The sequence below is a fragment of the Bacillus sp. DNRA2 genome (genome assembly GCF_012843265.1).
Lineage (GTDB): Bacteria > Bacillota > Bacilli > Bacillales > Cytobacillaceae > Bacillus_BU.
In genome coordinates, this window is record NZ_JABAIT010000015.1 from 32,199 (window position 1) to 58,915 (window position 26,717).

Genomic DNA, 26,717 nt, shown 5'->3' on the forward strand with positions numbered 1-26,717 from the left:
TTGTTGGAACATGGCGTTTTTTGTCTTATTTTATAATGATAATAATTTTTAGAATATAGAGAATAGTGTTTGGAATTATAATATAATACTTTAGTAGAAATAAAGAAGCAATAATTTGCGGAGGAATAATGGGGTATGTTTATTCATGCAGAAATAGTCTTATATCAAGTACTCATTGTACTTTTTCCAATATTAGTTTATCACTTGTTTTTTAATGAGAAAAATAGTGAACGGCGCAAGCCTTTTTCGAAATTGACCATTATTATGTTGGTCATTTTATGTTTAGCAATGTCTTTTCCAATTCATTTTTCGGCAGGATATGTGTACGATTTTCGGATGATTCCGTTTATTATTGCCTTTTTGTATGGTGGGACCCTTCCTGGAGTGATTGTCACGATTGTACTGATAATATTTCGGTTATTGATTGGTGGCGCGGGGTTCTATGTAATTTTGACAAATTACACGATTACGGGTATTTTTCTAATTTTATTAGCTAAGAAAATTAAGGCACTCCGGAAAAATCAAAAATTAATCTTTGCAAGTCTTGTGTTTTGGACAAATACGGTAATAGTGGTTGGTACTTTACTTGTTCAGGATGAAGTGAAGCAAATCGAATTTATGTTGGTGTTTTATATCATTACGTGGATTTGTTTGATAGTCGTCATGATTATTATTCAGAATGTAGATCAACGCCTTATTTTGCGCGAGGAACTGCAACAGGCTGAGAAATTGAATGTGATTAGCCAGCTAGCAGCGTCGGTTGCCCATGAGGTAAGAAACCCAATGACATCGGTGCGCGGATTTCTGCAGTTAATGGTCGATGATAATCATTTGAAAACGCAGCACAAGAACTATATAGAAATTGCCATTAATGAATTAGATCACGCACAATCGATTATCAATGATTATTTGTCTTTGGCGAGACCGCATACAGATGAATTGAGTCCCATCAATATTTCCGACGAGGTTAAGAAAACAATTGAATTAATGACTTCATACTCAAATATTCAAAACATTACTATTGAAACAGCGATTGAAGATGAGTTGTTTATCAAAGGGAATAAGAATGAAATTAAACAGGTGCTAGTGAATATTATAAAAAATGGCATAGAAGCAATGGATATCGGGGGGACATTAACTGTAAGAACCTATGAAAGTATGGGAGAAGTAAAAATTGAAATTATCGATAGTGGTAAGGGAATGACGAAAAGTCAGTTGAAAAAGCTAGGGACTCCTTTTTATACAACAAAGGAAAAGGGAACTGGTGTCGGGCTCACAATATCTTTTCAACTTGTCCAAGCAATGAGGGGAAAAATCAAAATTGAAAGCGAACAAGGGAAAGGCACAACCTTTACTCTGCAATTTCCAAGTATCGCCATTGAGTAACGCATTAAAGCGGTGGGGGACTGTCCCCCGCCGCTTTAATGCGTAAAAGTAGGGTCAGGCTGTGAGTTTTAGGCCAATGACGGAGGCGATGATGATGGTGATAAACAGGATTCGTTGCCAATCTTTTGATTCATTAAAGAAGAGCATGCCAATTATCGCTCCACCAGAGGCTCCAATACCGGTCCAGATTGCGTAAGCCGTGCCCATTGCAATATATTCCATAGCATATGTTAACAGCAGAAAGCTCAATGCAAATCCAGTTATTAATAATAAAAGAAAATACCATTTCTGTTTTTGGTGGTATTTATTGATCATCGTCACACCAAATACTTCACCGAAACCTGCTAATATCAACGCTATCCAAGCCATTAACTATCAACTCCTTCTGCAACAGGCTCTTTTGTAGCAAACTTTAGACCAATCACGCCATTTAACAAAAATCCAATAAATATTAATTTAGTCATGTTAATAGGTTCATTAAAAAAGAGGATTTCAGCAAGCACTGTTCCGGCTGTGCCAAGTCCAACAAATACAGCATAAACTGTACCCATTGGTAGTCTTTTACCAGCGGAGATAAAACCATAAAAACTGATAATAATTGCGATAATCGTTCCAATCCACATTAATGGGTCATCGGCATGTTTTAAACCTGACACCCAGCAAACCTCAAATATTGCTGCAATATACACTTTAACCCATTCTTTGTTCATGTTTACTCGCTCCTTGCCATTCGAAAAACTCTGTAATAACAGTATTTAACATTAATTTGATGTTTTAAAAAAATCAATATGTTTAATAAAAATTTTTGGATATCCTTCCAAAATGTCACAAAAAGTAAACGATTATTTCACAATTTACCACCATATGTTGTGATAACATAATTCTCGGGCTACTAAATATAGTTTTTTCCAAAAGGGGAATTCATATGAAATCAAAACTTTATGAAGAATTTAGAGAAATAGTTAATAGCAGCAATAAAGACTTAGTTCAGGAAAATGCCAATGTTGATGGCTTATCACCAATGGGAATGATGATGCTCTTTGCTTCCTCTTCAGCCAAATCATTTGTAATTGATCATTTGCTTGCTGATGACGTTAAAGAAGCCTATCAGGAAGGATATATTCATATTCACGATTTAGATTTTTATGCGAGTGGTACGACAACTTGCAGTCAAATCCCTTTAGCAAAAGTTTTACAGGGAGGCTTTAACACTGGACATGGTCATATGCGCGAGCCGAAAAGTATCACCAGCGCTTTAGCGTTAACAAGTATCATTTTTCAGGCCAATCAAAACAATCAGCACGGCGGTCAATCAATTCCAACCTTTGATTATGATTTGGCCCCATATGTACGTATGACGTATGAAAAGAAAGTGAAGATGATCAAGGAATTGATGGTTGGCGAAATGGAAGAGAGTGTCATCGAAGCGAAAGCTTGGGAGTTAACCGACCAAGAGGTTTTCCAATCCTGTGAGGCGTTCATACATAATTCCAATTCAATGCATTCAAGGGGTGGCGGGCAGGTCCCATTTATTTCAGTCAATTTAGGTACTGATACTTCAAAAGAAGGTCGAATGATTACGAAGAACCTGTTGTTGGCGACGCAAGGAGGTTTGGGTGGCGGTGAAACACCGATTTTCCCAATCATTGTCTTTAAAGTAAAAACGGGTGTTAACTTTAACGAAGGTGACCCAAACTATGACCTATATAGATTGTCATTAGAAACGACATCAAAACGGCTTTTCCCGAACTATGTGTTCTTGGATGCACCGTTTAACTTAAAATATTATGATGGTACACCGCAAAGCGAAGTGGCTACAATGGGGTGCCGTACGCGCACTATTTCCAATGTCAACGGTAAAGAGACACCACTTGGCCGCGGCAATCTTTCATTTTCAACAATCAATCTACCGCTATTGGCACTTGAATCGGATAGCGTGATGGATTTCTTTGGCAAGCTTGATCATTATATTAATTTAACGATAAAACAGCTTTATGAGCGTTACATGTATCAGGCGCAAAAAACTGCTTCCCACTTCAAATTTCTGTATGGCCAAGGAATTTGGTGGAACGGTGAAATGCTGCATCCGCACCAAAAGCTTACTGAAATCCTCAAGCAAGGAACTCTTTCTATTGGCTTTGTTGGCTTAGCCGAAGCTCTAGTGCAACTGACTGGCCACCACCATGGCGAAAGCGTGGAAGCGGCGCAATTAGGTAATGATATTATTAAATACATGCGCGGTAAAATGGATTCAGCAACTGAAGAATATGGTTTAAATTATACGCTGCTTGCAACACCAGCAGAGTCCTTTGCCGGAAAAGCATTGAAAAAAGCCCGTTCTAAACATGGTGTCATTCCGGGGGTAACTGACCGTGAATATTTCACAAACAGTTTCCATGTGCCGGTGTACTATCCAATCAAGGCGGTTGAAAAAATTAAAATCGAAGCACCGTACCATGAATGGACAAATGCCGGACATATTACTTATATTGAGCTTGATGGTGATGCTAGTAAAAATATCGATGCCCTTGATACAATTGTCCAAGCTATGCACAAATACGGGGTGGGCTACGGAAGTATTAACCATCCAGTTGACCGCTGCTTAGATTGCAATCATAAAGGTATCATCGAAAATGAATGTCCAAAGTGTGGAAATCACGAAGAGGCAAAAATCGAACGGATTCGCCGTATTACCGGTTATTTAGTCGGCAGTCTGGATAAATGGAATAGCAGCAAGCGAAGCGAAGAGCGGGATCGCATACATCATCATTAATGCGCAAGAAGTGTTGGTCAAATTAGGCCAACACTTTTTAGAGCACAAAGAGTAGGTGTTTACATGAAAGTTATCAATATTCTTCATGACAGTATTGTTGATGGAGCAGGGTTTAGAAGTGTGGTATTTTTTTCCGGCTGTATCCATCATTGTCACGGCTGCCACAATCCACAAAGTTGGAACATCACAAATGGGAAGGACATGTCACAAGCAGATATTTTTACAGAACTTATCGAAAATGAACTTACCAATGTGACATTGAGCGGCGGTGATCCGTTTTTGCAAAGTAAAGAAGTAAGTGAATTAGCGAAAGCGTTGAAAGATGCCGGGAAAAATATTTGGTGTTATACCGGTTATTTGTTTGAAGATCTTTTGGGAAATCCATTTCATCGCCACCTGTTAGAGCAGATTGATGTGTTAGTTGATGGACCGTTTGAATTAGCAAAGCGTGATTTGAGTTTATTGTATAAAGGTAGCAATAATCAGCGGATTATTGATGTACCAAGGAGTTTAACTGATGGAAGAATTCAATTATATAAACAATAATCTATCCGAACGAATTAATTTAGCTTACCTCAGATACATGAAGAGGTAAGTTTTTTTTGTCTGAAATCCTAATGTATATGAGGATTTTTAATTGCAAAAAATAAAGAAGAATTGTTATTGACCAATTTGGTCAATGGGAATATACTGAAGTTGACCAAAGTGGTCAATCGCAGGAACAAGTGGAGGTGAATCCAATGTTTTCGAAATTCTTTAGCTTAACTGAGGAAAAACAGAATCGTATCTTAAATGCGGCTCTCAAGGAATTTGCCAGTAAAGGTTATCAAAAGGCTTCAACAAATGAAATAGTTAAAGAAGCAGAAATTTCTAAAGGGCTTTTATTCCATTATTTTAAAAACAAAAAAGATCTGTATTTATTTTTATACAGTCATTTTATGGATTTAACGATGAAAGAAATTCTAGAAAAAATAGATTGGGATGAAAAGGACATCTTTGTAAGGTATAAACAAATCGGTTACTTAAAGTATGATTTATTTCAAAAGTATCCTGAAATGTTTAATTTTATTAAAAGTACAACGAATGAGGATGCACCGGAAGTGAAAAAAGGAATCGACCAGAAAAATAAACAATTATTATCGACTGGCTATCAGGATATGTTTGGAGACATTGATGTCACCAAGTTTAAAGATGGTCTCGATATTCAAAAGACGCTAAATATTATTTTTTGGTCGTTGGAGGGATTTGCCTATCGCCTAAGAGATCAAGTATTAGCTGTTGATATTAATCAACATTTTTTAGAAGAATTAATGGTGGAAATGGATGCCTATATCGAAATACTTAAAAAAGCTTTTTATAAGTGATATGTGTAAGCATATCTTTATTTTAATAAAAAGAGTTGGACCAACAATCATCTATTTTGAAGTACATTTTTGCTAGATAAGGGAGAGGTCGACCATGAATGTCATTGAAATTAATAATTTGACCAAAATGTATGGCAAGTCAAGAGGGATCACAGACATTAGTTTTAATGTTGAAGAGGGAGAAATATTTGGATTCATCGGTCCAAATGGTGCTGGAAAGTCGACGACAATTCGGACGCTGTTATCGCTGATTTACCCTACGAGTGGCAGTGCCAAGATTTTTGGCAAAGATAGCGTGAAGGACGCACCTGAAATAAAAAAACAAATCGGTTATTTGCCTTCAGAAGTATTTTATTATGACAACATGAAGGTAATGGATCTATTAAAATATTCGGCAAGCTTTTATAAAAAAGATTGCAGTAAGAGAATTAAATACTTGGCAGAAATTTTGGACCTTGATTTAACGAAAAAGATAGATGATTTATCACTTGGTAACAAAAAGAAAGTGGGGATAGTTCAAGGATTGCTCCATGAACCAAAATTAATTATCTTGGATGAGCCGACGAGTGGACTTGATCCACTTATGCAGCAAAAATTTTTCCACTTACTGGAGGAAGAAAATAAAAAGGGCGCAACTATCCTATTTTCCTCTCATATTTTGAGTGAGGTTCAGCGCTTGTGTAATCGGGTCGCTATTATTAAAGAAGGCAAATTGGTAACTGTTGAAAAGATTAGTACATTACAAGAAAACAATTATAAAAAAATCAAAATCAATATACAAAAGGAAATTCCAAAAGATTATTTTCAGTTAGAGGGCGTAACCAAGTTAGAAGTTAAAAATAACATGATTAGTTTTTTGTATAGAGGCAATATCAACACGATCTTACGATTGATAACTGAGCTTGAAATTGTCAACCTTTGGATTGAGGAGCCTGACCTTGAGGAGATCTTTATGCATTACTATGAAAAGGAGGCATAACGCTATGAATATGTTTTGGCATGAACTAAAGGCAAATCGGAAATCAACAATCATCTGGTCTGTTTCCTTAATAATGCTCGCGATGTTGTATTTATCGTTATATCCTTCTTTTGTTAAGGATGCAGAACAATTTACAAAGATCATGGAGGGTTATCCAGAAGCGATTCGGAGTGCGATAGGGCTTAATAATGCGAGCTTCTTTTCCATTTTGGGTTTCTATTGCTTCCCGCTAACTTTTATTACACTATGTGGTGCGATTCAGGCAATGAATCTCGGTACTGCGATTGTTAGTAAGGAAGTGCGTGAAAAGACTGCTGATTTTTTGTTAACAAAGCCAGTAACTCGAAGTGCTGTTATCACTGCTAAATTGTTGGCTGCTTTTGTTTCGATTTTGATTACGAATATCATCTACTTTCTGGCGGCGCTCGTTATCGCTGAACAAGTAAAAAATGATGATTTTAGTCTGAAAATATTCTTCATGCTGTCGCTTACTTTATTGTTTATTCAGTTAATCTTTCTGGCAATTGGATTTATTGTGTCTGTATTGTTTCAAAAAATAAGATCTGTTCTTACCGTATCCCTGGCAACTGTGTTTGCCTTTTATTTCTTGGGTATGTTAAGTGACACTTCTGGTGAAAATGCTAAGCGGTTTATATCACCGTTTAAATATTTTGATACCGCCTATATCATGAAGCATTCAAGCTATGAGGGAGAATTTTTGCTGGCAGGTGGGATTATCATTATTGTTGCTGTTGCAATGAGTTATGTAATTTATGCGAAAAAAGATATTCATACGGTTTAGGAATTAGAGGTATGAATATGGTTGATATAAGTTCATGGAGGAGGGTTTGAAAATGAACGTGTTTTGGAGAGAAATGAAGGCACATCGTAAATCGCTTATTCTCTGGAGTATTGGTATTTTCTTAATGGTGCTATCGGGAATGGGAAAATATGAGGCGTACTCTTCATCTGGTCAGTCCATCAATGATTTAATGAAGGATATTCCGGATTCGTTAAAAGCGGTTTTAGGGTTTGGCGATGTTGATTTATCTACTATTAGTGGTTATTATTCATTATTATTTCTATATATATTATTGATGGCGACAATTCATGCAGCAATGCTTGGCGCCTCTATCATTGCCAAAGAAGAGCGTGATAAAACATCTGAATTTTTATTTGTAAAGCCTATTGCCAGAAAAACAGTGATAACTGCAAAATTATCTGCAGCGTTTGTAAATGTTGTTATTTTTAATCTAGTTACATTTCTTTCTTTAATAGTTGTGCTAGCTAAATTCAACACAAATGGTGAAGATGTTAATCAGAACATTGCCCTAACGATGATCGGAATGTTTATTTCACAATTATTATTTATGATGATTGGGGCTGCTCTGGCGTCTTTCAAACGAAAACCGAAAACAGCAGCTTCCTTAGCAACTGGAATTCTTTTGTTAACCTATTTACTGTCGATTATCATTAGTTTAAAAGATGAGTTAGACTTCTTGAAATATTTGACTCCGTTTAAATATTTTGAAGCAGCTAATGTTATGTTTGGTGCAGGAATCGAGGCTGTTTACGTAATTATTTCGGTCATTTTGATAGCTGGACTGACCGTTGTAACCTATACCTTCTTCCAAAAAAGAGACTTGAACATATAATTGATTTACCACATTAAAGCGGTGGGGGACTGTCCCCCACCGCTTTAATGTGGTAAAGAAAATTTAGTTTCAGCAGCTTGTCTCTGTCTCTGAGTCGGGCTCCGGGACGCGCGACAGGATGAAAAGTCCGAGTACGAATAGAATCACTAAGCTGAAAACTCCGCTGGATGAATTTCCAGTTAGCTGGGCGGTTGCTCCGACTAATAATGGCCCTAAAATCGCCGCAAATCTTCCAAAAATCGTATAGAAGCCAAAAAATTCATTGGCGTTTTCCTTAGGAACTAGCTTTGCATAATATGCTCGGCTTAGGGCTTGAATACCACCTTGAGAAGAGGCTACAAGCATTGCCAATACCCAGAAATCGGTTGTGGTTTTTAAAAAGTATGCATAAATACAAACAATAATATAAATGATGATTCCAACGTAAAGCATTCTTTTACCCGTAAACGTTTTGGCTAGTCTTCCATAAAGAATCGCAAATGGTGCGGCGACAACCTGTGTCACAAACAAGATAATCAAGAGATTGGTAGAGTTGATTCCCAAATCTGTTCCATAAGCTGTTGACATCGTAATAATCGTATCCACGCCATCGATATATAAGAAGTAAGCGAGCAGGAATAAAAATAGTGCCCGATATTTACGGATTTCCCTTAATGTTTTACCCAATCGCTTAAAGCTGTTTACGACAGGTCGCTGCTCCGGCTTAATATAATAGCGTTGCTGGACATTTCGGAACATCGGAATGGCGAAGCAGCCCCACCATAATGCAGTTATTAAAAAAGCAATTTTACTTGCTGAAGTAACGGATATCGGCAATGTTCCTTTTTGCGCTAAAATAATAATCGCGATACTAATAATGAACGGTATAGTACTACCAATGTAGCCCATTCCAAAGCCGCGGGCCGATATGCGGTCCATGCGGTCTTTCGAGGTAACATCGACAAGAAAAGCATCATAAAAAATATTTGCACCAGATGAACCGATAACAGCTAATGTATAAACAATTAGTAAAAACAGCCATTGATCATGCGGAACAACTGCTAGTAAGGCTGTAAATAACACACCCAATCCAAAAAAGAAGCTGAAGAAACGTTTTTTAAAGCCTTGGTAGTCGGCAATCGTTCCTAAAATGGGTGAAAGGACGGCAAGTAAAAAAGTAGCTAATGAAATTGTATAACCAAGATATGCTGTTGAGTCAGCCGCTCTTACTCCGGCATCGGTCGCTGATGCCTTATAGAATAGTGGAAAAACTGCCGTTGAGATAATAATTGAATATGCAGACGTAGCCCAATCGTAATAAATCCAGCTGTTCTCTTCCTTCGTAAATCCTTTCATAGGATTTTCCCCCTAGAATCTATTTATTTTATTAAAAGATGGATTCATGATGAGCTATTCTAAAAGTAGATCAGTGATGATTTTTCCATCGGTATCACTAAGCTGGAGGCCTAGTAAACGCGCAAATGTTGGACCTTCGTCAACCAGATGCATGGCTGGAATGACGAAGTTCGGTCGTATTCCTTGCCCAGAGGCTAGTAGGATCGTGGTGTATTGTTTTTTCTCTGGAGAATAGCCGTGGGATGCAAATGTATACCGTTTCGCTACTACATCTGCCTCAGTTATTTCATCAATATATTCTCCTTGATGACTTTCTTTAAAATAAAAACCTTGGTGTGCTTCAATCATTAGGAATGCATGTGGATCAGCGCCTAAAGCACCTGCCTGTGCGCCGCTAATGACTTTCTCGATTCCATTTGTTGCGTCCTCATTCAGCTTCGAAAGCAGCTCCTTGACGGCTTCTGCTGTCTCGACATCACCCTCGTCCTTAAGGTATATATATGCTGAGCCGTCGCAGCTTTTGCAGTAGGCTTTCCAGGAAATAATATTTTCCCGAGAATCAACTTCAATGAGACCATGCTCGCGAAAAAGTACATTCAATTTAACCACTTTTGTCTCATCAAGTGCACTATGGTCACCTAGAGCGATAATCGTGGAATGGTCATAAATTCCAACCTCCTTTAAAGCTCTGATGATTCGACCGAGGCGGGTATCATGTCGGTGAATGGCATTTATTGCCTCCTCCGATGCAAAGCCATGGTAGTGGCGCTGGGTATCGAGGTCGGTAAAATGAACCAATAACAAGTTGGGTCTTTTAGATTTTATTGTCTGCACGGTTGCTTCCAGCACGAAGTCGTCCAATTCTGGTTGACTTAATCCGTTGCGTAGATGACCAAACCTCCTGTTCATATCAAGCTGATATAAGGGACTTCCGTTGCACAGTGATACAGCAATCTGATGCTGCCACGGTCGGTTTGCGAAGATTTCAGGCATGTTGTAGTCAATGTTTGCTCCAGCTGTAACTGGCCATAACAAAGCCGCCGTTGTTAATCCAGCTTTTTTAGCTTCGTCATAAAGAGTTCTCCCCTTTACGTGACGACGATGCCAATACCAATCAGGAGAGGCCATGCCGGGCTGAAGAAAGGTATTATTAATAACACCATGACGCTTCGGGAAATTTCCTGTTACTATCGTTGCATGACAGGGATAAGTCAAAGATGGATAGATGGTTTGGACATTTTTACAAATCGATCCTTGATCCAACAAACTTTTAAAATGAGGGAGATCTTGAAGCAATGGAATATCTAATGAAGAGAGACAATCAAATGAGATGACAATTAAATGCTCAGTTAAACGATTCATCCGAATCTCCACCTTGAAATAGCAAATTTGCTTACATTGTACTTATACTACTATGATATCAGAAAATTCCAACCAAGAGAGAAACTTTAACGCAGAAAAGCAGTGGGGGACTGTCCCCCACTGCTTTTCTGCGTTAAAGTCTAAATTATAATAAAATTCGTTTTTCGCCTTCGATTGCTTGAATTGGGCTTATGTTTTGGGTGAATTCGAGTGTGCCGATATACTCACCGTTTTCATCTCGAACTGCGAAGTAACGAATGTACACATACTTATCCTTGAATTTGATCCAGAAATCTTCAACATCCTTGCGACCTGCTTTAAAATCAGCTAATAAATCTTCCACTGTATGAACGCTGCGCGGTGGATGGCAGTTTTGCACGGTTCTACCGATAACTGCTTTTGTACGGGCGAAGATTCGCTCCTTACCATGTGAGAAGTAACGTACAACATCGTCCTTGTCAATAAAGGTAATATCGACTGGCAAGTGGTTTAGCATTAACTCTAATTGTTTCAATGACAGAATCCCTGTCTCCATTTTAATGAAGCCTTCGGAGATTGCCTCACCCTCAGCAGCCTTTCGCTCAGGCTTCCAAACTCCTGCTGGGCCTGTTAAGCAGAAGCCGATTTCATCGCTCTCATGGGCAATTTTGATCCACTCGTCTTCAGTTAGCGTGTTTAGCGCCATTGGGAATAAAATATTCTCTTCCTTAAAGATCATTTCGCTAACTTCACGAATGACAAAGTTCACTTCATTGATAACAGCTTGTTTCTGGTCGCTGGAATAACTCATTAACAACTGCTTCGCCTTTTTAATGCCGTCACGAATGTGATCCTGAATTCCCCACATCACCTGTGTAGGACCATAAATACCGTACTGTTCTAAATATGGGAACAGCAAATTCTCCTTGCGGCTATAATGTTTATCAATATCAAGCAAAAGGTTTATATCATCAATTAATTTATATACATTTTCCTCAGAATCTTCTGTTTGGAAACGTTCAAAATGGAGCTGCATTTTGAAATTGACTAATAAGTCGATTTCTTTATTCTCCTGCTTCCAAGTATGAACAGGGTGGCCTGGCTGATCTTCGGGTTTTTCGGAACGATGGATATCCTCTATGGAACCTTTAAAAATAGCCGTATGAACTGAGCAAAGACGCTGCACTTCAGAAACTGGAATACCTTCTTCTTCCATTAAAGCCTGTTCTAGCTGGGAAATTTCAGCTACGGTAATGGAGCCAACTGCATCTTCAAATTCTGCCTTCACTTCATCAACGCTTTTTCCGTTATGCAAATCTTTAATAATTTTTTTCAAAATGGCTTGGCGTTCGGAATTCTCTAAAACTTGCACTTCACGATTATTAATCATTTCGCTCATTTGAATTCTCCTCTGTATGTTTTATCGTCTATTTAAGCTATTAATAATTTTTTATAAAGTATCAATTTCCATATCAGTCATCATTGCTTCTTTGCAGCATATAGTAGTGATAAAATTTCTCATCCACAATGTAACATATCGACTTCAATTGCATTGTGATGAATATCACTGGGGGCGAAATTACTCGATTCCACTATTTCCCGACAGAATTCGATAAAAATTTGCTGAAAAATCCAACTTTTTATTCTATTTCTTGATAAAATAAAGATATAGAATACTAGTCAACTGCATCTCGCGCTTCATAAATAAAGTGGTTACAGCGAAAATTTACAAAGAGCAGAGAGGAGTGAGATTATGGCCAAGCGAGTAATTAAAAAACATGAATTCGATATTTTAAAACGGGAGCTAAAGCATCTGGAGGAATCAGCGGTGCTACCTTCGGGGAAATCTAATGAAATCGAAGATTTATACGAGGTTGAGAAAAAGCTTTCCTTTACCGTCATTTTGCTGTACGTTGGTTCGATTTTAATCGGGGCAGGAATTCTGAGCTTCGTGGCGAGCAACTGGGCAGAAATGGGTAAACTATTTAAGTTTTTATTTATCGTATCGTTGTTTATCGGAGTGAACGTAGCAGGTTACCTAATGGAAAAAAACTATCCAAAAACATCAAAAAGTCTCTATTATTTAGGAGTAATTGTTTTTGGTGCCGGGATTTTTCTGATAGGACAGATGTTCCATCTTGGTGGCAATTTTCAATATGCATTTTATTGGTGGTCATTGGGAATTTTGCCGTTAGCTTGGGTTTTAAAAGACAAGTGGATTTTGTTGGCAGCAGCGATTTTTCTGGCAATCTACATCGGTGACGGTGCGTTTATCAACGGTGGAGATATGATTAATTTCTGGGTGATTCTTTGGCTCATCGCTATTTATGTTCTGAATGATCAAATTGGATTTTCAAGAATTACTGGTTTTGTTTTAGGGATTTTGCAGTTGCAATTTGTCTGGACGGTATTAAGCCATTTAACGGATGGTATTAATGATATTGAATATATTTATGGCTTGGTTTATTTAGCAATTGGACTTGCACTTATCTTTTTCCAAGGAAAAATACGTGATGTGTATGTATTTTTGGGGCATCTTGTTCATTGTGGGGCAGCGCTATTCCTATCGTTTGAAGGATCATGGCCGGTTGACTGGATATATATTCCGTTTTCAATTGTCTATGTCATTTTCGTTTTATTTTTAATCAAAAAAGGAAGTCTGCTCAATATTATTGTTCTTTGTATAATGATTTTCCGGTTCTATCTTGATTTATCGCTTGAATTTATGGATAAATCGATTGTATTTATTTTAGGTGGCCTCATCCTGCTTAGCTTCGGAGTTTACTTTGAGAAGCAGCGTAAAAAAGGGGGAAACCTTTATGAATAAGCGAACCAAGCTTTTAATATTAGCTTGTTTGGTACCAATTTTGATTTTAATCGGGATGACGGTGACACCGCTTTATACCCTGTACAAGGGTAAGGAAATCGCTCTAGCAACGATTCCGGTTGATCCATCCGATCCATTTCGTGGTGATTATGTCTCATTAAGGTTTGAGGCCGAGGAAGTCCCGCTAAAGCTCGTTGATAAAGAAATTGTTGATAAGCAAACTCGATTTTCTGGAACCAGAGTATATGTTTCTTTAACTGAGGTGGATGGTGTGTATCAGCCAACTAAGGTAACGCTTGATAAGCCAGAAGATGGAACCTACCTGAAGGGGAACTTCCAATATATCGGGAGGGCTTGGGACCCTGTAAACCAGAAGGAAACAGACGAAGTCGCATTTATCGAGTACAGTCTCGATAAATATTTTGTAGAAGATAATACTGGACTCCAGTGGGAAAATGCCTCTATGGAGGGTGATATTATTGCGAAAGCTAAGGTATTCAATGGCTATGCCTATTTAACCGATATTAAGTTGAAAAAATAGTAATGGACGTTTGATGTTTTAAGCAAAAAATGGTAATAGAATCTGACCTATGTTAATATAGTCATATACAGGTAATTTCATATGTCCAGAGGGAGTAACTTGCCTTTTAAAAAGAAAACAGCTATACGTTTGGAGACATTATTAACTACAGTCCCCAAACGCAACTGCTTTGCACCAATGCGCTTATTTAAAAGGATTCATGGTCGTCATTGCGGTTAATTGCGATTAACCCGGCTTTGAAAAACTATTAACAACAGTTAAAGTGAGACTCTGCAGCATGCTTATTTGCTGCGGAGTCTTTTGTTTTGTTACAGGACATTGTGGGTGAAAAAAATATTTATTAAAAATAGCATACTGGCAATCGTTTTTAAACTGGAGGGGAGAGAATGAAGGAATTATACAGGCAGACGGCAGAGGAGGCAATGGCGGCATTAGAAGCCGCACCAGAGGGCTTACGTACTGAAGAAATTGAACATAGAAGGCAACAATATGGGTGGAATGAACTTGAAGAAGCAGAGCGAACTACGTATATTGGTGTTTTTTTTCAACAATTTAAGGATTTCTTAGTGTTTATCTTAATCGTGGCTGCAGTCATCTCAGCATTTCTTGGCAAACTAGAAAGCACAGTTGTGATTTTGATTGTAATTACGATTAATGCCATCTTAGGAACAGTGCAGCATATAAAGGCAGAGCAGTCGTTAAAAAGCTTAAAAGCGCTGTCAGCTCCAACGGCAAAGGTACATCGAAATGGACAAAAACAAGAGATTCCATCAAGGGAACTCGTCCCTGGGGATATTCTTTATTTAGATGCAGGTGATTATGTCAGTGGTGATGGTCGTATTATTGAAGCCTATAGTCTGCAGGTGAATGAAAGCTCATTAACAGGTGAATCAGAGAGTGTACTTAAAATTTCAGAGCCGATTGATCAGGAAAACATTGTGATTGGTGACCAGAAAAACATGGTGTTCTCTGGAAGTTTTGTTACATATGGTCGAGCGGTAGTTCTTGTTACCGGAACTGGTATGAAGACAGAAATAGGGCGGATTGCTAGCTTGATGGAAACTGCGAAAGAGAAGAAAACTCCTTTGCAGCAAAATCTTGATAATTTCGGTAAGAAGCTCGCCTTATTAATTATCTTTTTATCACTATTGATTTTTGGTCTTGATGTGGTCAGAGGTCGAGAAGTGATTGATTCGTTTATGTTTGCTGTTTCTTTAGCCGTGGCAGCAATACCTGAAGCTTTGAGCTCGATTGTTACAATTGTGTTGGCATTTGGAACGCAAAAAATGGCCAAGGAAAATGCGATCATTAGGCATTTACATGCTGTTGAAAGTCTTGGTAGTATTTCAGTCATTTGTTCAGATAAAACGGGAACGTTGACGGAAAATAAAATGACCGTGAAAAAGGTTTGGGTTGATGGGCAAGAGAAATTACATAATCAACTGGACATGAATTGTGACATGGAGCGCTTGTTGGTAAAGATGTCTATGCTCTGCAATGATGCGGTGACAATCGAAACTAAGGAAATAGGTGACCCAACTGAGGTTGCTTTAGTTAACCTTGGTGAGGCATATCAACTGGATGAATTAGTCGTGAGAGAAAGTTACGAACGGCTTGGTGAGGTTCCTTTTGATTCTGATCGAAAGCTGATGAGCACAGTAAATAAAGTGCGCGGGAGTTTGTATATGCTGACAAAAGGTGCACCTGATGTCATTTTAAATAGAATCGAAAAGGTCTCAACTTCAGCGGGAATTATTCAGCTTACTACTGAAGGTAAACAAGAGATTGATCAGGCATATCGAAAGCTTTCAAGCGAAGGGTTACGTGTCTTGGGTTTTGCATATAAAGAGCTTGATTCGAAACGGGATATTACTGTGGAAGATGAATATCATTTAATCTTTGCCGGATTTATTGCGATGGTTGACCCGCCTCGAGCTGAGTCATTAGCTGCTGTGGAAAGCTGTATTAAAGCTGGAATCAAACCAGTTATGATTACTGGCGATCACAAAATCACGGCGAGCGCGATTGCTAGACAGGTCGGAATATTGCAAGGTGATGGTGACGCAATTGAAGGCTCAGAGCTTGAAAAAATGAGTGATGAGCAGTTACGTGAACGAGTTAGTGGCCTATCAGTATACGCAAGGGTGTCACCAGAGCATAAAATAAGAATTGTACGAGCATGGCAAGACTTAGGACATGTTGTGGCGATGACTGGTGACGGGGTAAACGATGCTCCAGCCCTAAAGCAGGCAGATATAGGGATTGCGATGGGAATAACCGGAACCGAGGTTGCCAAAGATGCAGCGGCAATGGTGCTAACTGATGATAATTTTTCGACTATTGTTAAGGCAATCAATAACGGTCGGAGCATTTTTGCGAATATCAAAAACTCGATTAAATTCCTGTTGTCAGGAAACACTGCAGGAATTCTGTCGGTTCTTTATGCATCATTGGGCGCATTACCAGTACCGTTTGCACCAGTTCATTTACTATTCATTAATTTGTTAACAGATAGTCTCCCTGCGATTGCTGTTGGACTTGAGCCCCATAATAAAAATGTCATGAACGAAAAGCCACGTGATATTAACACGCCAATCCTTAACAAGAGCTTTGCGACCGAGATTGTTGGTGAGGGAATGATCATCGCAATTGCGACAATTGCTGCGTTTCATATTGGATTGGCAGACAGCAATGCGGTTGCAAGTACGATGGCATTTTCAACGCTTTGTGCAGCACGGCTATTGCATGGTTTTAATTCAAGGTCAAAGTTTTCGATTTTCAAAATAGGTCTGTTCACAAATAAGATGGTTTGGTTAGCAGTGCTCATTGGTTTCGCATTGTTAAATCTAGTTTTGTGGTTTCCACCATTAATGGAAGTCTTTGAAATTGCAGCGTTATCTGGTGAACAATATTCAACCATCGTTGGACTAAGCTGCCTGCCACTAATTGTCATTCAACTTTATAAACTCATCTTTGTAAAATAATCTTCCTTTTTAACACAGTAAAGCGGTGGGGGACTGTCCCCCACCGCTTTACTGTGTTAAAGGTTATGAAATTTGTCGTGTTTGTTGTTTGGCATTGCCGTCTGTATTGCCTTTATTCTTTTGAAAGATAAAGGATGAAATGGTAATAACGGCAAGCGTTACTAGGCATACTATTGTGCCAATGATATTGTCAGCATTAAAGATAAAGGAAATAAAAATTCCGGATAATGCAACGATTGCTATAAGTGTAGTATATGGGTGCCATTTTACTCTGAAGCTAGCAGTATCCTTATATTGCTTGCGAAGCTTGAGCTGAGCGGCACAAATACAAATCCAAACAATCATAATTGTAAAACCAGGTATTGTCATCAAGTAACCAATAACATTTTCAGGTGTCACAAAGGAAAGGAATACTCCTGCAAGAATAAACAGCATCCCAAGCATAATTCCGTTTAGCGGAATCCCATTCTTCGAGATTTTCGTAAACTGTTTCGGTGCTTCGCCGTTCTTAGCTAAGGAATATAATGTACGTGAAGTTGCATAAATTCCTGAATTGGCTGCTGATAAAACAGCCGTAACCAACACGAAGTTCATCACGTTTGCGGCACCTGGAATACCTGCCATATCAAACACTTGAACGAATGGACTAGATTCAGAAGTTACTTGATTCCAGGGCATGATGCCGCAAATAATTAATATTGGTAAGGCGTAGAATAAAATGACCCGTAGCACGGTCCCTTTTACTACTTTAGGTAGCACTCGTTTGGCATCCTTTGTTTCTGATACAGCAACTCCGATTAATTCAGCGCCACCGTAAGAGAAAATCACCACTAACGAAGCTGCAAACATTCCGCTAAAGCCATTTGGAAAAATCCCACCATGTCCCGTTAAGTTTGTTATGGGACTATTAACTGAACTCGGCACAGCTCCAAATAAAATTAAAGCTCCTAAAATAATAAATGCCGTCAATGCTAATATTTTTATGCCGGCAAACCAAAATTCCATCTCACCGAAATGTTTTACTGGAAATAGGTTGATTCCGACGATGACTGCAGTACAAACAAGACTTAGTGCCCACAATGGTACATCAGGGAACCAATACTGAAGAAAGCTTGCTCCCGCAATCAATTCGACTGTAATAACGAGAATCCAATTGACCCAATATAACCAGCCGATAATGAAAGAAGGGCGATAGCCAAAGGCTTTATACACTAGGCCCTGGACGTTAACGTTGGGATACGCACTCGCCATTTCTGCTAACGCTGCCATCACGATAAACAGCAAAAGTCCACCAATTAAATAGGCGATGATGACACTTGGTCCAGCCATATTCAATGTCTCAGAGCTTCCCTTAAATATTCCTGTTCCAATCATCCCGGCGAGAGCCATGAATTGAACATGTCTTGGCAATAAGCCTTTTTGTAAATCCTGTTGTTTAGGCTCCATGTCATACGACCTTTCGGTAATTATTTTAATATAAATGTTTTACTTAATTACTTAAACGCTTTTAAGCTTTTATGCGCTAAAGTGAATTAATATTGTTATATTAATATATCATATTTTCGCGAAATGTCAATCGGGTGGGGGCCGCAAGCTTTAGAAAAAAAGCATAAAATACCCCTCGGAAATCAGCATCCGAGGGGTGTTTTTGCCATTTAATTCTTTCCTAAAAATCAGTCAAGATTTTTACGTTGTTTGCCTTTTACAAATCGATAAGCTAAAAAGGCAATGTATAATGGTGTGGCAATATAAATTAAATACGGAAATTGTTCATATGTGCTTTTATAACTCACGTATAATAAACTGCCAAGAAAGATTGTTACAATTGTACCGTATTTTGGAAGGGGAATTTCTTTTAAACTTGGAATTTTTATTTTACTTACCATTAAAAAGCACATAGCCGTAAAGATTACAGTAGTCACAATTTGGGGTATATGCTGTCCGAACAAAGTTAAAATTGCGATGATTCCCCCGGCTGCAGTAATTGGAACACCGATAAAATAGTTTAAACTTGATTTATCTGAACTGATATTAAAACGAGCTAAGCGATAGGCTCCAAATAATGGGAATAATCCTGCGACAGATAACCCCAAAAAGCCAAATTGGAAAAAGTAAGTATAATAAACTAAAAACGATGGAGCGACACCGAAAGTAACAATATCAGCTAGTGAATCAAGTTCTTTCCCTAATGCAGTATCGGCATCGAGCATTCTGGCAAGTCTTCCGTCCATACTATCGAGCATCATCCCGATTAAAATAAGAATGGCTGCGTTTTTGTACGAATTATGTGATGCGAAACCAACAGATAAAAAACCACAAAATAAATTTCCAAGTGTAAACATGTTAGGAATCATTTTTATTAATTTCATTTTCATCGAAGTTCAACTCTTTCCCATGCAGCAAAAGTTTAATTGATTTAAAAGTAACTGCAAGTTTTATCATAATAATGTAGTCAGGATAATCCTCTAAAACATATCATATCATTAATTGATGGAGGATTAATCGATAAAATTAGCAACTCGCATATTAAAATGATAACCTAAATTATAGTATTCATTTCATTTATTGGAAAATAAAATGAAATTTCCAGCTTAAGGATCAGCACGTTAAGTAGAAAAATCTTCAACATTACGAAATTGGATAGGTGCCTATGATCAAAAAGCTTTTAAGGAATATCAAAGTCTTGTTACTTAGGCTATTAAGAATTAATGATAGCGTCCATGGGATTGCGATGGGGTTTACAGTTGGGGCATTGGTCAATTTTATTCCAACTTTTGGGATTGGGCCATTTTTATCTGCTGCAGGCGCTAGACTTGTAAAAGGTAACCCAATTGCCGGTTTTATAGGAGGACTTTTATTTCTGTGGGCATTTCCAATGTTTTTTTATTTAAATATTGTTATGGGTCAAGCTCTGCTTATGGTGATAAAAGCACTTACCCATCAACATTTTGGGTATAATTGGGGAATACTGCCGATTTGGAAGACTTTTCTTATTGGTATGCTAATAAATTTACTTTTTTTTGGTACTAGCACTTACCTCGTTATTTATTTTTTTATGAAAAAATATCGCTATGACATCTTGATGTTTATTTATAGAAAGTGGAAAATTTAAGTGAGGGGATGCTAGACATCAAAATTTTCTTTATTAATAGGGGGAGACGTTTGTGGGAAAGTTGGCACAAGCAAAAATTTCAGTTGCATTTTTTGTTATATTAATTGTGGTAGTGGGTTTAAATTGGTTTAATAGTGAGAAATCAAGATCATTTACTGAGCCCGAAATGGCGATATTGGATGTTGATCAAGATGCAGTCGTGATTCCGGCATATACCAAGAGTAATGTATCTTTAAACTTTTTTATAAAGGATAAAGATAAATTCGGAGCAACCTTTGTCGAGCATGGAATTTTCGGTTGGAAAACCCATGGGAATCTTCTTTACAATGAGATAGGTGATGTAAGGGATTATGAAACCTTGGAGAAATATCGAGTTCATGATGAATATTTCGTTTATGGATTAATTCGCGCCGATGAAAAACCGCAAATACTTGTCAATGGTAATGAGGCAGATTTGATTAATCTTGAAACACTGGACGAGCCTAAATTGAAGGATGTTAAGCTCGAAAATATGTATATTTGGTATTTTGAAAGTGCGATGCCGATAGCAGATGGTAAACTCGAACTTAAAGACAAGAAAACAGGCGAAATCATTAACACAACCAAACTCGACATGAAAAAGAAGTAGTTTAACGCACTAACGCAGCGGGGGACAGTCCCCCGCTGCGTTAGTGCGTTAAGGTAAAGCTTTGTATATTTGAAAAAGAATATTATAATAGCGTTGAGGTGAACTATGGTGGCACGGGAACGAAAATTTTCGACAATGGAGTTATTTCAGGCGACAGAACAAACCTTGCTTCAGCATGGTTATGAAGGGTTTACATTTGGGATATTAGCAGAGAAACTCAAAGTATCCAGAGGAGCAATCTATAAATATTACCAAAATAAAGAGGAATTGATATTTGATTATATGATTGCGGAAATGGAAACATTTCTCAAAATGCTCAGTGAGATCGAACAGCAAAAGGGATTTAGTGATCAGTTTGATTTTTTAGTGGATGCCATATTTGCTAAAACGGAAATCCATGCGCTAATTGAAGTTACACAGCATATTCCGGTCCATAATAATGAAAATGTTAAAGAGAAAAAGGCAATGCTAGATCAATTCCACTTGGATATGTATAAGTTTTTGCAGAAGTTTATCGATTTGGGTAGAGCAGAGGGGATATTGAAACCCAACTTACCTGATGGTATGATGTTGGGATTTATCTTCCAATCATTTACCATACCTAATCACTTTGGAATACCTAGAGCCCAATGGATTCGGGGAATAAAAGAAATACTTGGATATGGGATGTTTGAAAACAAATAATTGACACCTGTGGCACTTTTAAAGATAATGATAGTGACAGTTGTGTCATTTATTTTTTATCAAAAGTAACATTATTGTCACTTTTGGTTAAAGGATAGCTTTACATATAATAATAACTAGAAAATAACACAGGAGGAAAAACATGAAATCATTCTTACAGTCAATTACTGACCGGGTTACGACTCGTAAGGGAATGTGGATAACGCTTGGTGCATGGCTTGCCGTAACAATGCTTCTTGCTATGTTTGCACCAAGTGCAAAAGAATACGAAATTTCTAATCTTCAATCCATTCCCGAAGATGCAAAATCTGTCATCGCTCAGAATAAAGTGGATGAATATTTCGCTGGTAATGAAGGAACACCAGCGATACTCGTTTTCCAAGCAAAGGATGGCGGGGAGGTTGAGTTACAACAACTTGCTCCACTCTTTAAAGAGTTAGATAAGGTTGCCGGAATTAAAGAAGTGGTTCCGTTGCTACAGCTACCGCCACAGGCAACTGCGAACTTCTTCTCAGAGGATAAAAGTACACTCATTTTACCACTAACGTTCGAGCCTGAATTTGATTCAAAAAAAATGAGAACGTCTCAAGAAAAAATCAGTGAAATCGTAAAGGATAAAACTGATTTAACTCTTAACATTACGGGTCCGGCGGGCATTGCCGTGGATTCACTCAATTTGTTTTCCAGAGCCGATGTTGTGTTACTGCTTTCAACTGTTGGATTAATTTTGATTTTATTAATTGTCATTTATCGCTCGCCATTATTGGCATTAATTCCGCTCCTTGCTGCGGTATTTGTTTATGAAGTAGTGAACCAAATTGTTGGTTTAATGGGCAAGGCCGGATTAGCTATTAGTAATCAAACGCTTTCGATCATGACGATTCTATTGTTTGCTGCTGTAATTGATTATTCATTATTTGTTTTCTCGCGTTATCGTGAGGAATTGAAGCAGCATGACAGTAAATTTGATGCGATGCAGTTGGCAATGAGAGAAACGGGCATGCCTGTTTTCTTCTCAGGTGGAACGGTGTTAGCGGCGATGCTCGTCTTATTCTTTGCTGAATTTGGAGATTACCGCAATTTTGCACCAATCTTTGCGACAGCAATGGGCGTTATTATGATTGCTTCGATCACATTAGTGCCAGCGCTTTTTGCTTTGTTTGGCAGAAAATCATTTTGGCCAAAAATTCCTAAGGTTGGAGAATCAACGGAAAAGGCCAATTCATTATGGGGTAAAATTGGTAGCTTTGTGGTGAGAAAGCCGATTGTTGCTGTATCTGTAATTGGAGCCTTTTTACTGTTATCAGCTTCAAATATGCTGAATTTAAACTATGAGTTCGATACAATGAAGTCGTTCCCTAAAGATATGCAATCAAGACAAGGGTACGAAATATTAGAAGAAAAGTTTGAAAAGGGTGATCTTGCTCAAACAACTGTCTTGTTTGAAGCAAAGGATGCCGTTAGTGCCGAATCACAAGAGGATTTACGCGCTGTGCTTAGTGACCAACCGCTTGTAAGTAATGTTCGTTTGAACGGAACAGCTGAAGAAGGAAGAGTGATTCAATATAGCTTAACCTTTGATGAAAGTCCATACGCAGTCAAGACGATGGATGCATTGGAAAAGATGAGGGGGAAAGCCGAAAAGCTTGTTGACAAGGCAAACCTAAACGGTGACCTTCATTTTGCAGGTGAAACGGCTAAGAAGGTAGATGACCGGGCAGCGAATGATCGTGATTTAATTGTTATTGTCTTACTTGAGTCATTGCTGATTTTCGTGTTGTTAATCGTGATGACCCGTTCGATCAAGATGCCTATCTACATGATGGGAACAATCTTAATTTCATTCCTTGCGGCAGTTGGTTTGGGAATGTTCCTGAATAACTTATTGTTTGGTATTGATACAATCAGTAACCGTGTCCCGCTTTATTCTTTCGTGTTCTTAGTTGCACTTGGAATAGACTATAATATTATTTTAATTTCAAGGTATATGGAAGAACGTGAGAAACACCCGGTGAAAAAGGCGGTAGAAATCGCTGTCGCTAATACCGGTGGTGTTATTTCCTCGGCGGGAATTATTCTGGCAGCAACGTTTGCAGTGTTAATGACGCAGCCAGTTCAGCTATTATCTGTGTTCGGCTTTATCGTTGCGGTAGGAATACTATTAGATACATTCTTAATTCGTGGTATTTTGTTACCGGCATTAATTGTTCTCTTGGAAAAAGATAAGCCGAAAGCGGGCAAGAAAGCAACTTCTCATAGCTAAATGAAGATATGTTAAGCAAAAGGGACCGCCACGTATCAAGTGTCGATCCCTTTTTTGCTGTAAAAAAATTCGGCGACTTAAGCTTTCTAGCTTAATCCTCTGGAAAGTAATTCAAATCCTTAAACAGCTGCGTTTTTTCTTTTTTAGTTAAATCACGCCATTGACCTGGCGGAAGATTCCCAAGGTGAATATTCATAATTCGTGTACGCTGCAGTCGACAGACCTCATAGCCGAGCGCTTCACACATCCGGCGAATTTGCCGATTCAGACCTTGAGTTAAAATGATTTGAAAAACATACTTTGACAATGGGGTTACTTCACAAGGAAGCGTCTTTGTACCTAATATCTTGACCCCTGCTGCCATGTTCTTTAAAAATTCCTCTGTAATGGGCTTATCCACCGTTACAATGTATTCTTTTTCATGTTTATTTTCTGCACGGAGAATTTCATTGACGATATCCCCGTCATTGGTTAGCAGAATCAATCCTTCCGACTCCTTATCAAGCCTACCAATATTAAAAATCCTTAACGGATGGTTTACTAAATCAATAATATTTCCCTTAACATTTTTTTCAGTTGTGCTCGTAATACCAACTGGTTTGTTTAAAGCAATATATACATTATTTCTGGCGACAGTAATCCGATCACCACTAACAAGGACGACATCACCGGGTTTTACTTGATCACCAATTTTTGCGGTTCGTCCGTTTATCTTGACCCGACCTTCGCTGACCAGTTTATCGGCACCACGCCTTGAGGCTTTTCCAGAATCACTAATAAATTTATTAATTCGCATGCACACTGCTCCTTTAAAGTGGAGAATATCATAACAAGTATTTCCAATTCCACCGTAATTTCAAACACGATTCCTACATTTCAACATACCTATATTAATTGATTCATAGAAAAATAAATATCTTTATTTTTGTCGAACTTCACGAAAACGCCATGATATCAAAATAAGAACGTGTTGCAGCAAATTATTAAGTATTGTAGTATAATAATTGTTTTTTTGAAATCGAGGTGATCTAATGGTGAAGAATCAAAAAGGAAATCCGTGGGCTCTTTTGCCGTTTATAGTATTTTTAATTCTATTTATTGGTTCGGGTGTAATCACAGGTGATTTTTACAGTTTTCCAGTAATCGTTGCGATAACCATTGCTGCAGGGGTAGCTTTGGTCATGAATCGAAAGGAATCCTTCGATACGAAAGTTGAGATTTTTTGTAAAGGTGCTGGAAACTCAAATATCATCCTAATGGTACTGATTTTTCTTTTAGCCGGAGCGTTTTCGGAAGTTGCTAAAGGGATGGGGGCTGTTGAGTCAACCGTAAATATGGCATTATCAGTCGTTCCGCAAAACCTGCTAATTGTCGGGATTTTTGTTATTGCCTGTTTCATATCTTTATCAATGGGGACAAGCGTGGGGACGATTGTCGCGCTTGCACCAATCGGTGTGGGTATCAGCGAGCAAACCGATGTTTCGATGGCACTGACAATGGCAGCGTTGATTGGTGGAGCAATGTTCGGTGATAATCTCTCGTTTATCTCTGATACTACCATTGCTGCAGTTCGAACGCAGGGAACAAAGATGAAGGATAAGTTTAAAATGAATTTCTTAATGGTTCTTCCTGCGGCCATTGTAACTTGTGTGATCCTTGGAGTGATGACTTTGGGAGTCGATGCCGTCATTTCAGCTCAGCAGGATTATAGCTGGTTAAAAATCTTTCCTTACTTGTTAGTATTAATCTTAGCGTTAGTTGGTTTGAATGTATTTATCGTGTTGGCACTAGGGATTATCTTTGCTGGAGGAGTTGGTTTGATTGACGGTAGCTATTCCATCGTTACATTCATACAAAAAGTAGGTGAAGGCATGGCGGGAATGTATGAAATTTCCTTCCTTGCTATATTAATTGCCGGAATGGTGGCCGTGATACAACACAACGGTGGCATTGATTATTTGCTTAATGTTGTAACTCGCAAGATTAAATCGAAAAAGGGAGCAGAATTTGGTATCGCTGGACTTGTTAGTGTGACTGACCTATCGACAGCCAATAATACTATTTCAATTATTATTGCAGGTCCATTAGCCAAAAATATTGCCAGTCAATATGGTATTGACCCGCGCCGCTCAGCTAGTATTTTAGATGTGTTCTCTTGCAGTATTCAAGGGTTAATCCCGTATGGAGCACAATTGCTAGTTGCTGCAGGTGTCGCCAAAATCTCACCACTGAGTATTTTGCCGTATTCCTATTATCCAGCATTAATTGGCATTTGCGCTATTATCGCGATATTTACAGGTTTTCCAAACTTAAAAGGTGTAAAGCCGATTGCAACCCAATCTGAAACCATTCTAAAAAAAGCTGAATAATAGAATTTTTACAATCATCCTGAGCTCTAATAAGCTCGGGATTTTTTTGTTTAGGCTGTGATAAAGCAGAATGTTGTTTTGTGGCAATGTTGATTGGAGTGGAAGGCGCGCAGACTCCTGCGGGAGCAGCGGGACAGGTGAGACCCCACAGGCGCTAAAGCGCCGAGGAGGCTCACCGCCCGCCCCGCGGAAAGTGAAGCGCCTGGAACGGAAATCAACATTCTTGTTTAATCAGCTTTTTCTAAAATAATAACAAGTTTCGTCATAATTCGACTTATGTAATATTAGTATAATTATTTTTCCAAATTATTCTAGTAAATTATTTAAAATGTTACGAAATAATGAAATACTTCAGAAATATTAAAAAATAAAATAGTTATACTAGACGAATAGATAGAATTGTTTTAAAATACTAATTATTAATATGAAAAGCAGTAAAAAGTGAACTAAACGAGAAAAAGTCATTATTTTTTAGG

The 26,717-nt window shown here is 38.2% G+C and carries 23 protein-coding genes; 15 read left to right on the plus strand and 8 right to left on the minus strand.

Features of this window, described 5'->3' with window-relative positions; genetic code table 11:
- Nucleotides 1-135: 135 nt before the first annotated feature.
- Complete coding sequence (locus HHO41_RS13525; RefSeq protein ID WP_169099488.1) at nucleotides 136-1,386, plus strand: ATP-binding protein; 1,251 nt, start codon at nucleotides 136-138, stop codon at nucleotides 1,384-1,386.
- Nucleotides 1,387-1,440: 54 nt separating this feature from the next.
- Here HHO41_RS13525 and HHO41_RS13530 read toward each other — a convergent pair whose 3' ends face one another.
- Both HHO41_RS13530 and HHO41_RS13535 read right to left on the minus strand, forming a co-directional pair.
- A complete protein-coding gene (locus HHO41_RS13530; protein ID WP_169099490.1) occupies nucleotides 1,441-1,755 on the minus strand; it encodes a DMT family transporter in 315 nt (104 codons plus the stop codon).
- A complete protein-coding gene (locus tag HHO41_RS13535; RefSeq protein WP_169099492.1) occupies nucleotides 1,755-2,096 on the minus strand; it encodes a DMT family transporter in 342 nt (113 codons plus the stop codon). Before HHO41_RS13535 ends, HHO41_RS13530 begins: the two co-directional genes overlap by 1 nt.
- Before the next feature lie 215 nt (nucleotides 2,097-2,311).
- On the opposite strand from HHO41_RS13535, the gene HHO41_RS13540 reads away from it, so the two are divergent.
- The 6 genes from HHO41_RS13540 (at nucleotide 2,312) to HHO41_RS13565 (ending at nucleotide 8,157) form a co-directional block, all read left to right on the plus strand.
- Nucleotides 2,312-4,159, plus strand: coding sequence for an anaerobic ribonucleoside triphosphate reductase (locus HHO41_RS13540; protein ID WP_169099494.1), 1,848 nt, complete (start codon nucleotides 2,312-2,314; stop codon nucleotides 4,157-4,159).
- A gap of 63 nt (nucleotides 4,160-4,222) precedes the next feature.
- A complete protein-coding gene (gene nrdG / locus HHO41_RS13545; protein ID WP_169099496.1) occupies nucleotides 4,223-4,705 on the plus strand; it encodes an anaerobic ribonucleoside-triphosphate reductase activating protein in 483 nt (160 codons plus the stop codon).
- Between the two features lie 194 nt (nucleotides 4,706-4,899).
- A complete protein-coding gene (locus HHO41_RS13550; protein ID WP_169099498.1) occupies nucleotides 4,900-5,523 on the plus strand; it encodes a TetR/AcrR family transcriptional regulator in 624 nt (207 codons plus the stop codon).
- Nucleotides 5,524-5,617: 94 nt separating this feature from the next.
- Complete coding sequence (locus HHO41_RS13555; protein ID WP_169099500.1) at nucleotides 5,618-6,502, plus strand: ABC transporter ATP-binding protein; 885 nt, start codon at nucleotides 5,618-5,620, stop codon at nucleotides 6,500-6,502.
- A gap of 4 nt (nucleotides 6,503-6,506) precedes the next feature.
- Entirely contained in the window at nucleotides 6,507-7,304 is a 798-nt protein-coding gene (locus HHO41_RS13560) for an ABC transporter permease subunit (RefSeq protein ID WP_169099502.1), read from the plus strand.
- A 52-nt stretch (nucleotides 7,305-7,356) separates the two neighbouring features.
- Entirely contained in the window at nucleotides 7,357-8,157 is an 801-nt protein-coding gene (locus tag HHO41_RS13565) for an ABC transporter permease subunit (RefSeq protein WP_169099505.1), read from the plus strand.
- 69 nt (nucleotides 8,158-8,226) lie between these two features.
- Here the strand turns inward: HHO41_RS13565 and HHO41_RS13570 are convergent, their stop codons facing one another.
- From HHO41_RS13570 to HHO41_RS13580, 3 genes are all read right to left on the minus strand, one after another.
- A complete protein-coding gene (locus tag HHO41_RS13570) occupies nucleotides 8,227-9,492 on the minus strand; it encodes an MFS transporter (RefSeq protein ID WP_169099507.1) in 1,266 nt (421 codons plus the stop codon).
- 54 nt (nucleotides 9,493-9,546) lie between these two features.
- The gene (locus tag HHO41_RS13575; RefSeq protein ID WP_169099509.1) at nucleotides 9,547-10,854 is read right to left on the minus strand and encodes an alkaline phosphatase family protein; all 1,308 of its coding nucleotides are present in this window, start codon (nucleotides 10,852-10,854) and stop codon (nucleotides 9,547-9,549) included.
- A gap of 145 nt (nucleotides 10,855-10,999) precedes the next feature.
- A complete protein-coding gene (locus HHO41_RS13580; RefSeq protein ID WP_169099511.1) occupies nucleotides 11,000-12,232 on the minus strand; it encodes a DUF438 domain-containing protein in 1,233 nt (410 codons plus the stop codon).
- Between the two features lie 354 nt (nucleotides 12,233-12,586).
- On the opposite strand from HHO41_RS13580, the gene HHO41_RS13585 reads away from it, so the two are divergent.
- From HHO41_RS13585 to HHO41_RS13595, 3 genes are all read left to right on the plus strand, one after another.
- Entirely contained in the window at nucleotides 12,587-13,660 is a 1,074-nt protein-coding gene (locus tag HHO41_RS13585; protein WP_169099513.1) for a DUF2157 domain-containing protein, read from the plus strand.
- Nucleotides 13,653-14,201: a GDYXXLXY domain-containing protein gene (locus HHO41_RS13590; protein ID WP_169099515.1), complete on the plus strand. Its 549-nt coding sequence runs from the start codon at nucleotides 13,653-13,655 to the stop codon at nucleotides 14,199-14,201. Before HHO41_RS13585 ends, HHO41_RS13590 begins: the two co-directional genes overlap by 8 nt.
- A 386-nt stretch (nucleotides 14,202-14,587) precedes the next feature.
- Nucleotides 14,588-17,185: a cation-translocating P-type ATPase gene (locus HHO41_RS13595; protein ID WP_169099517.1), complete on the plus strand. Its 2,598-nt coding sequence runs from the start codon at nucleotides 14,588-14,590 to the stop codon at nucleotides 17,183-17,185.
- Nucleotides 17,186-17,248: 63 nt separating this feature from the next.
- Here the strand turns inward: HHO41_RS13595 and HHO41_RS13600 are convergent, their stop codons facing one another.
- Both HHO41_RS13600 and pssA read right to left on the minus strand, forming a co-directional pair.
- Nucleotides 17,249-18,631: an amino acid permease gene (locus HHO41_RS13600; protein ID WP_169099519.1), complete on the minus strand. Its 1,383-nt coding sequence runs from the start codon at nucleotides 18,629-18,631 to the stop codon at nucleotides 17,249-17,251.
- Nucleotides 18,632-18,858: 227 nt separating this feature from the next.
- Nucleotides 18,859-19,554 carry a CDP-diacylglycerol--serine O-phosphatidyltransferase gene (pssA, locus tag HHO41_RS13605; protein ID WP_169099648.1) on the minus strand — a complete coding sequence of 232 codons (696 nt, stop codon included), beginning with the start codon at nucleotides 19,552-19,554 and terminating at the stop codon, nucleotides 18,859-18,861.
- Nucleotides 19,555-19,835: 281 nt separating this feature from the next.
- Between pssA and HHO41_RS13610 the strand changes: the two genes are divergently transcribed.
- The 4 genes from HHO41_RS13610 (at nucleotide 19,836) to HHO41_RS13625 (ending at nucleotide 23,872) form a co-directional block, all read left to right on the plus strand.
- Nucleotides 19,836-20,297: a DUF2062 domain-containing protein gene (locus HHO41_RS13610; RefSeq protein WP_169099521.1), complete on the plus strand. Its 462-nt coding sequence runs from the start codon at nucleotides 19,836-19,838 to the stop codon at nucleotides 20,295-20,297.
- A 52-nt stretch (nucleotides 20,298-20,349) separates the two neighbouring features.
- Nucleotides 20,350-20,925 carry a hypothetical protein gene (locus HHO41_RS13615; protein ID WP_169099523.1) on the plus strand — a complete coding sequence of 192 codons (576 nt, stop codon included), beginning with the start codon at nucleotides 20,350-20,352 and terminating at the stop codon, nucleotides 20,923-20,925.
- 105 nt (nucleotides 20,926-21,030) lie between these two features.
- Entirely contained in the window at nucleotides 21,031-21,609 is a 579-nt protein-coding gene (locus HHO41_RS13620; protein ID WP_211171157.1) for a TetR/AcrR family transcriptional regulator, read from the plus strand.
- 142 nt (nucleotides 21,610-21,751) lie between these two features.
- Nucleotides 21,752-23,872, plus strand: a complete 2,121-nt coding sequence (locus tag HHO41_RS13625) for an MMPL family transporter (RefSeq protein ID WP_169099525.1) — start codon at nucleotides 21,752-21,754, stop codon at nucleotides 23,870-23,872.
- Nucleotides 23,873-23,963: 91 nt separating this feature from the next.
- On the opposite strand, the gene rluF is transcribed toward HHO41_RS13625, so the two are convergent.
- Nucleotides 23,964-24,668: a 23S rRNA pseudouridine(2604) synthase RluF gene (rluF, locus tag HHO41_RS13630; RefSeq protein WP_169099527.1), complete on the minus strand. Its 705-nt coding sequence runs from the start codon at nucleotides 24,666-24,668 to the stop codon at nucleotides 23,964-23,966.
- 238 nt (nucleotides 24,669-24,906) lie between these two features.
- Between rluF and HHO41_RS13635 the strand changes: the two genes are divergently transcribed.
- A complete protein-coding gene (locus tag HHO41_RS13635) occupies nucleotides 24,907-26,241 on the plus strand; it encodes a Na+/H+ antiporter NhaC family protein (RefSeq protein WP_169099652.1) in 1,335 nt (444 codons plus the stop codon).
- Nucleotides 26,242-26,717 lie beyond the last annotated feature (476 nt).

Excerpts from the sequence above, each read along its gene's own strand:
- HHO41_RS13620 (WP_211171157.1), top strand. The coding sequence starts at position 21,031 with ATGGTGGCACGGGAACGAAAATTTTCGACAATGGAGTTATTTCAGGCG.
- rluF (WP_169099527.1), bottom strand. The coding sequence starts at position 24,668 with ATGCGAATTAATAAATTTATTAGTGATTCTGGAAAAGCCTCAAGGCGT.
- nrdG (WP_169099496.1), top strand. The coding sequence starts at position 4,223 with ATGAAAGTTATCAATATTCTTCATGACAGTATTGTTGATGGAGCAGGG.
- HHO41_RS13585 (WP_169099513.1), top strand. The coding sequence starts at position 12,587 with ATGGCCAAGCGAGTAATTAAAAAACATGAATTCGATATTTTAAAACGG.
- HHO41_RS13600 (WP_169099519.1), bottom strand. The coding sequence starts at position 18,631 with ATGGAGCCTAAACAACAGGATTTACAAAAAGGCTTATTGCCAAGACAT.
- HHO41_RS13525 (WP_169099488.1), top strand. The coding sequence starts at position 136 with ATGTTTATTCATGCAGAAATAGTCTTATATCAAGTACTCATTGTACTT.
- HHO41_RS13580 (WP_169099511.1), bottom strand. The coding sequence starts at position 12,232 with ATGAGCGAAATGATTAATAATCGTGAAGTGCAAGTTTTAGAGAATTCC.
- HHO41_RS13565 (WP_169099505.1), top strand. The coding sequence starts at position 7,357 with ATGAACGTGTTTTGGAGAGAAATGAAGGCACATCGTAAATCGCTTATT.
- HHO41_RS13610 (WP_169099521.1), top strand. The coding sequence starts at position 19,836 with ATGATCAAAAAGCTTTTAAGGAATATCAAAGTCTTGTTACTTAGGCTA.
- HHO41_RS13535 (WP_169099492.1), bottom strand. The coding sequence starts at position 2,096 with ATGAACAAAGAATGGGTTAAAGTGTATATTGCAGCAATATTTGAGGTT.
- pssA (WP_169099648.1), bottom strand. The coding sequence starts at position 19,554 with ATGAAATTAATAAAAATGATTCCTAACATGTTTACACTTGGAAATTTA.
- HHO41_RS13550 (WP_169099498.1), top strand. The coding sequence starts at position 4,900 with ATGTTTTCGAAATTCTTTAGCTTAACTGAGGAAAAACAGAATCGTATC.
- HHO41_RS13530 (WP_169099490.1), bottom strand. The coding sequence starts at position 1,755 with ATGGCTTGGATAGCGTTGATATTAGCAGGTTTCGGTGAAGTATTTGGT.
- HHO41_RS13625 (WP_169099525.1), top strand. The coding sequence starts at position 21,752 with ATGAAATCATTCTTACAGTCAATTACTGACCGGGTTACGACTCGTAAG.
- HHO41_RS13575 (WP_169099509.1), bottom strand. The coding sequence starts at position 10,854 with ATGAATCGTTTAACTGAGCATTTAATTGTCATCTCATTTGATTGTCTC.
- HHO41_RS13570 (WP_169099507.1), bottom strand. The coding sequence starts at position 9,492 with ATGAAAGGATTTACGAAGGAAGAGAACAGCTGGATTTATTACGATTGG.
- HHO41_RS13595 (WP_169099517.1), top strand. The coding sequence starts at position 14,588 with ATGAAGGAATTATACAGGCAGACGGCAGAGGAGGCAATGGCGGCATTA.
- HHO41_RS13540 (WP_169099494.1), top strand. The coding sequence starts at position 2,312 with ATGAAATCAAAACTTTATGAAGAATTTAGAGAAATAGTTAATAGCAGC.
- HHO41_RS13560 (WP_169099502.1), top strand. The coding sequence starts at position 6,507 with ATGAATATGTTTTGGCATGAACTAAAGGCAAATCGGAAATCAACAATC.
- HHO41_RS13590 (WP_169099515.1), top strand. The coding sequence starts at position 13,653 with ATGAATAAGCGAACCAAGCTTTTAATATTAGCTTGTTTGGTACCAATT.
- HHO41_RS13555 (WP_169099500.1), top strand. The coding sequence starts at position 5,618 with ATGAATGTCATTGAAATTAATAATTTGACCAAAATGTATGGCAAGTCA.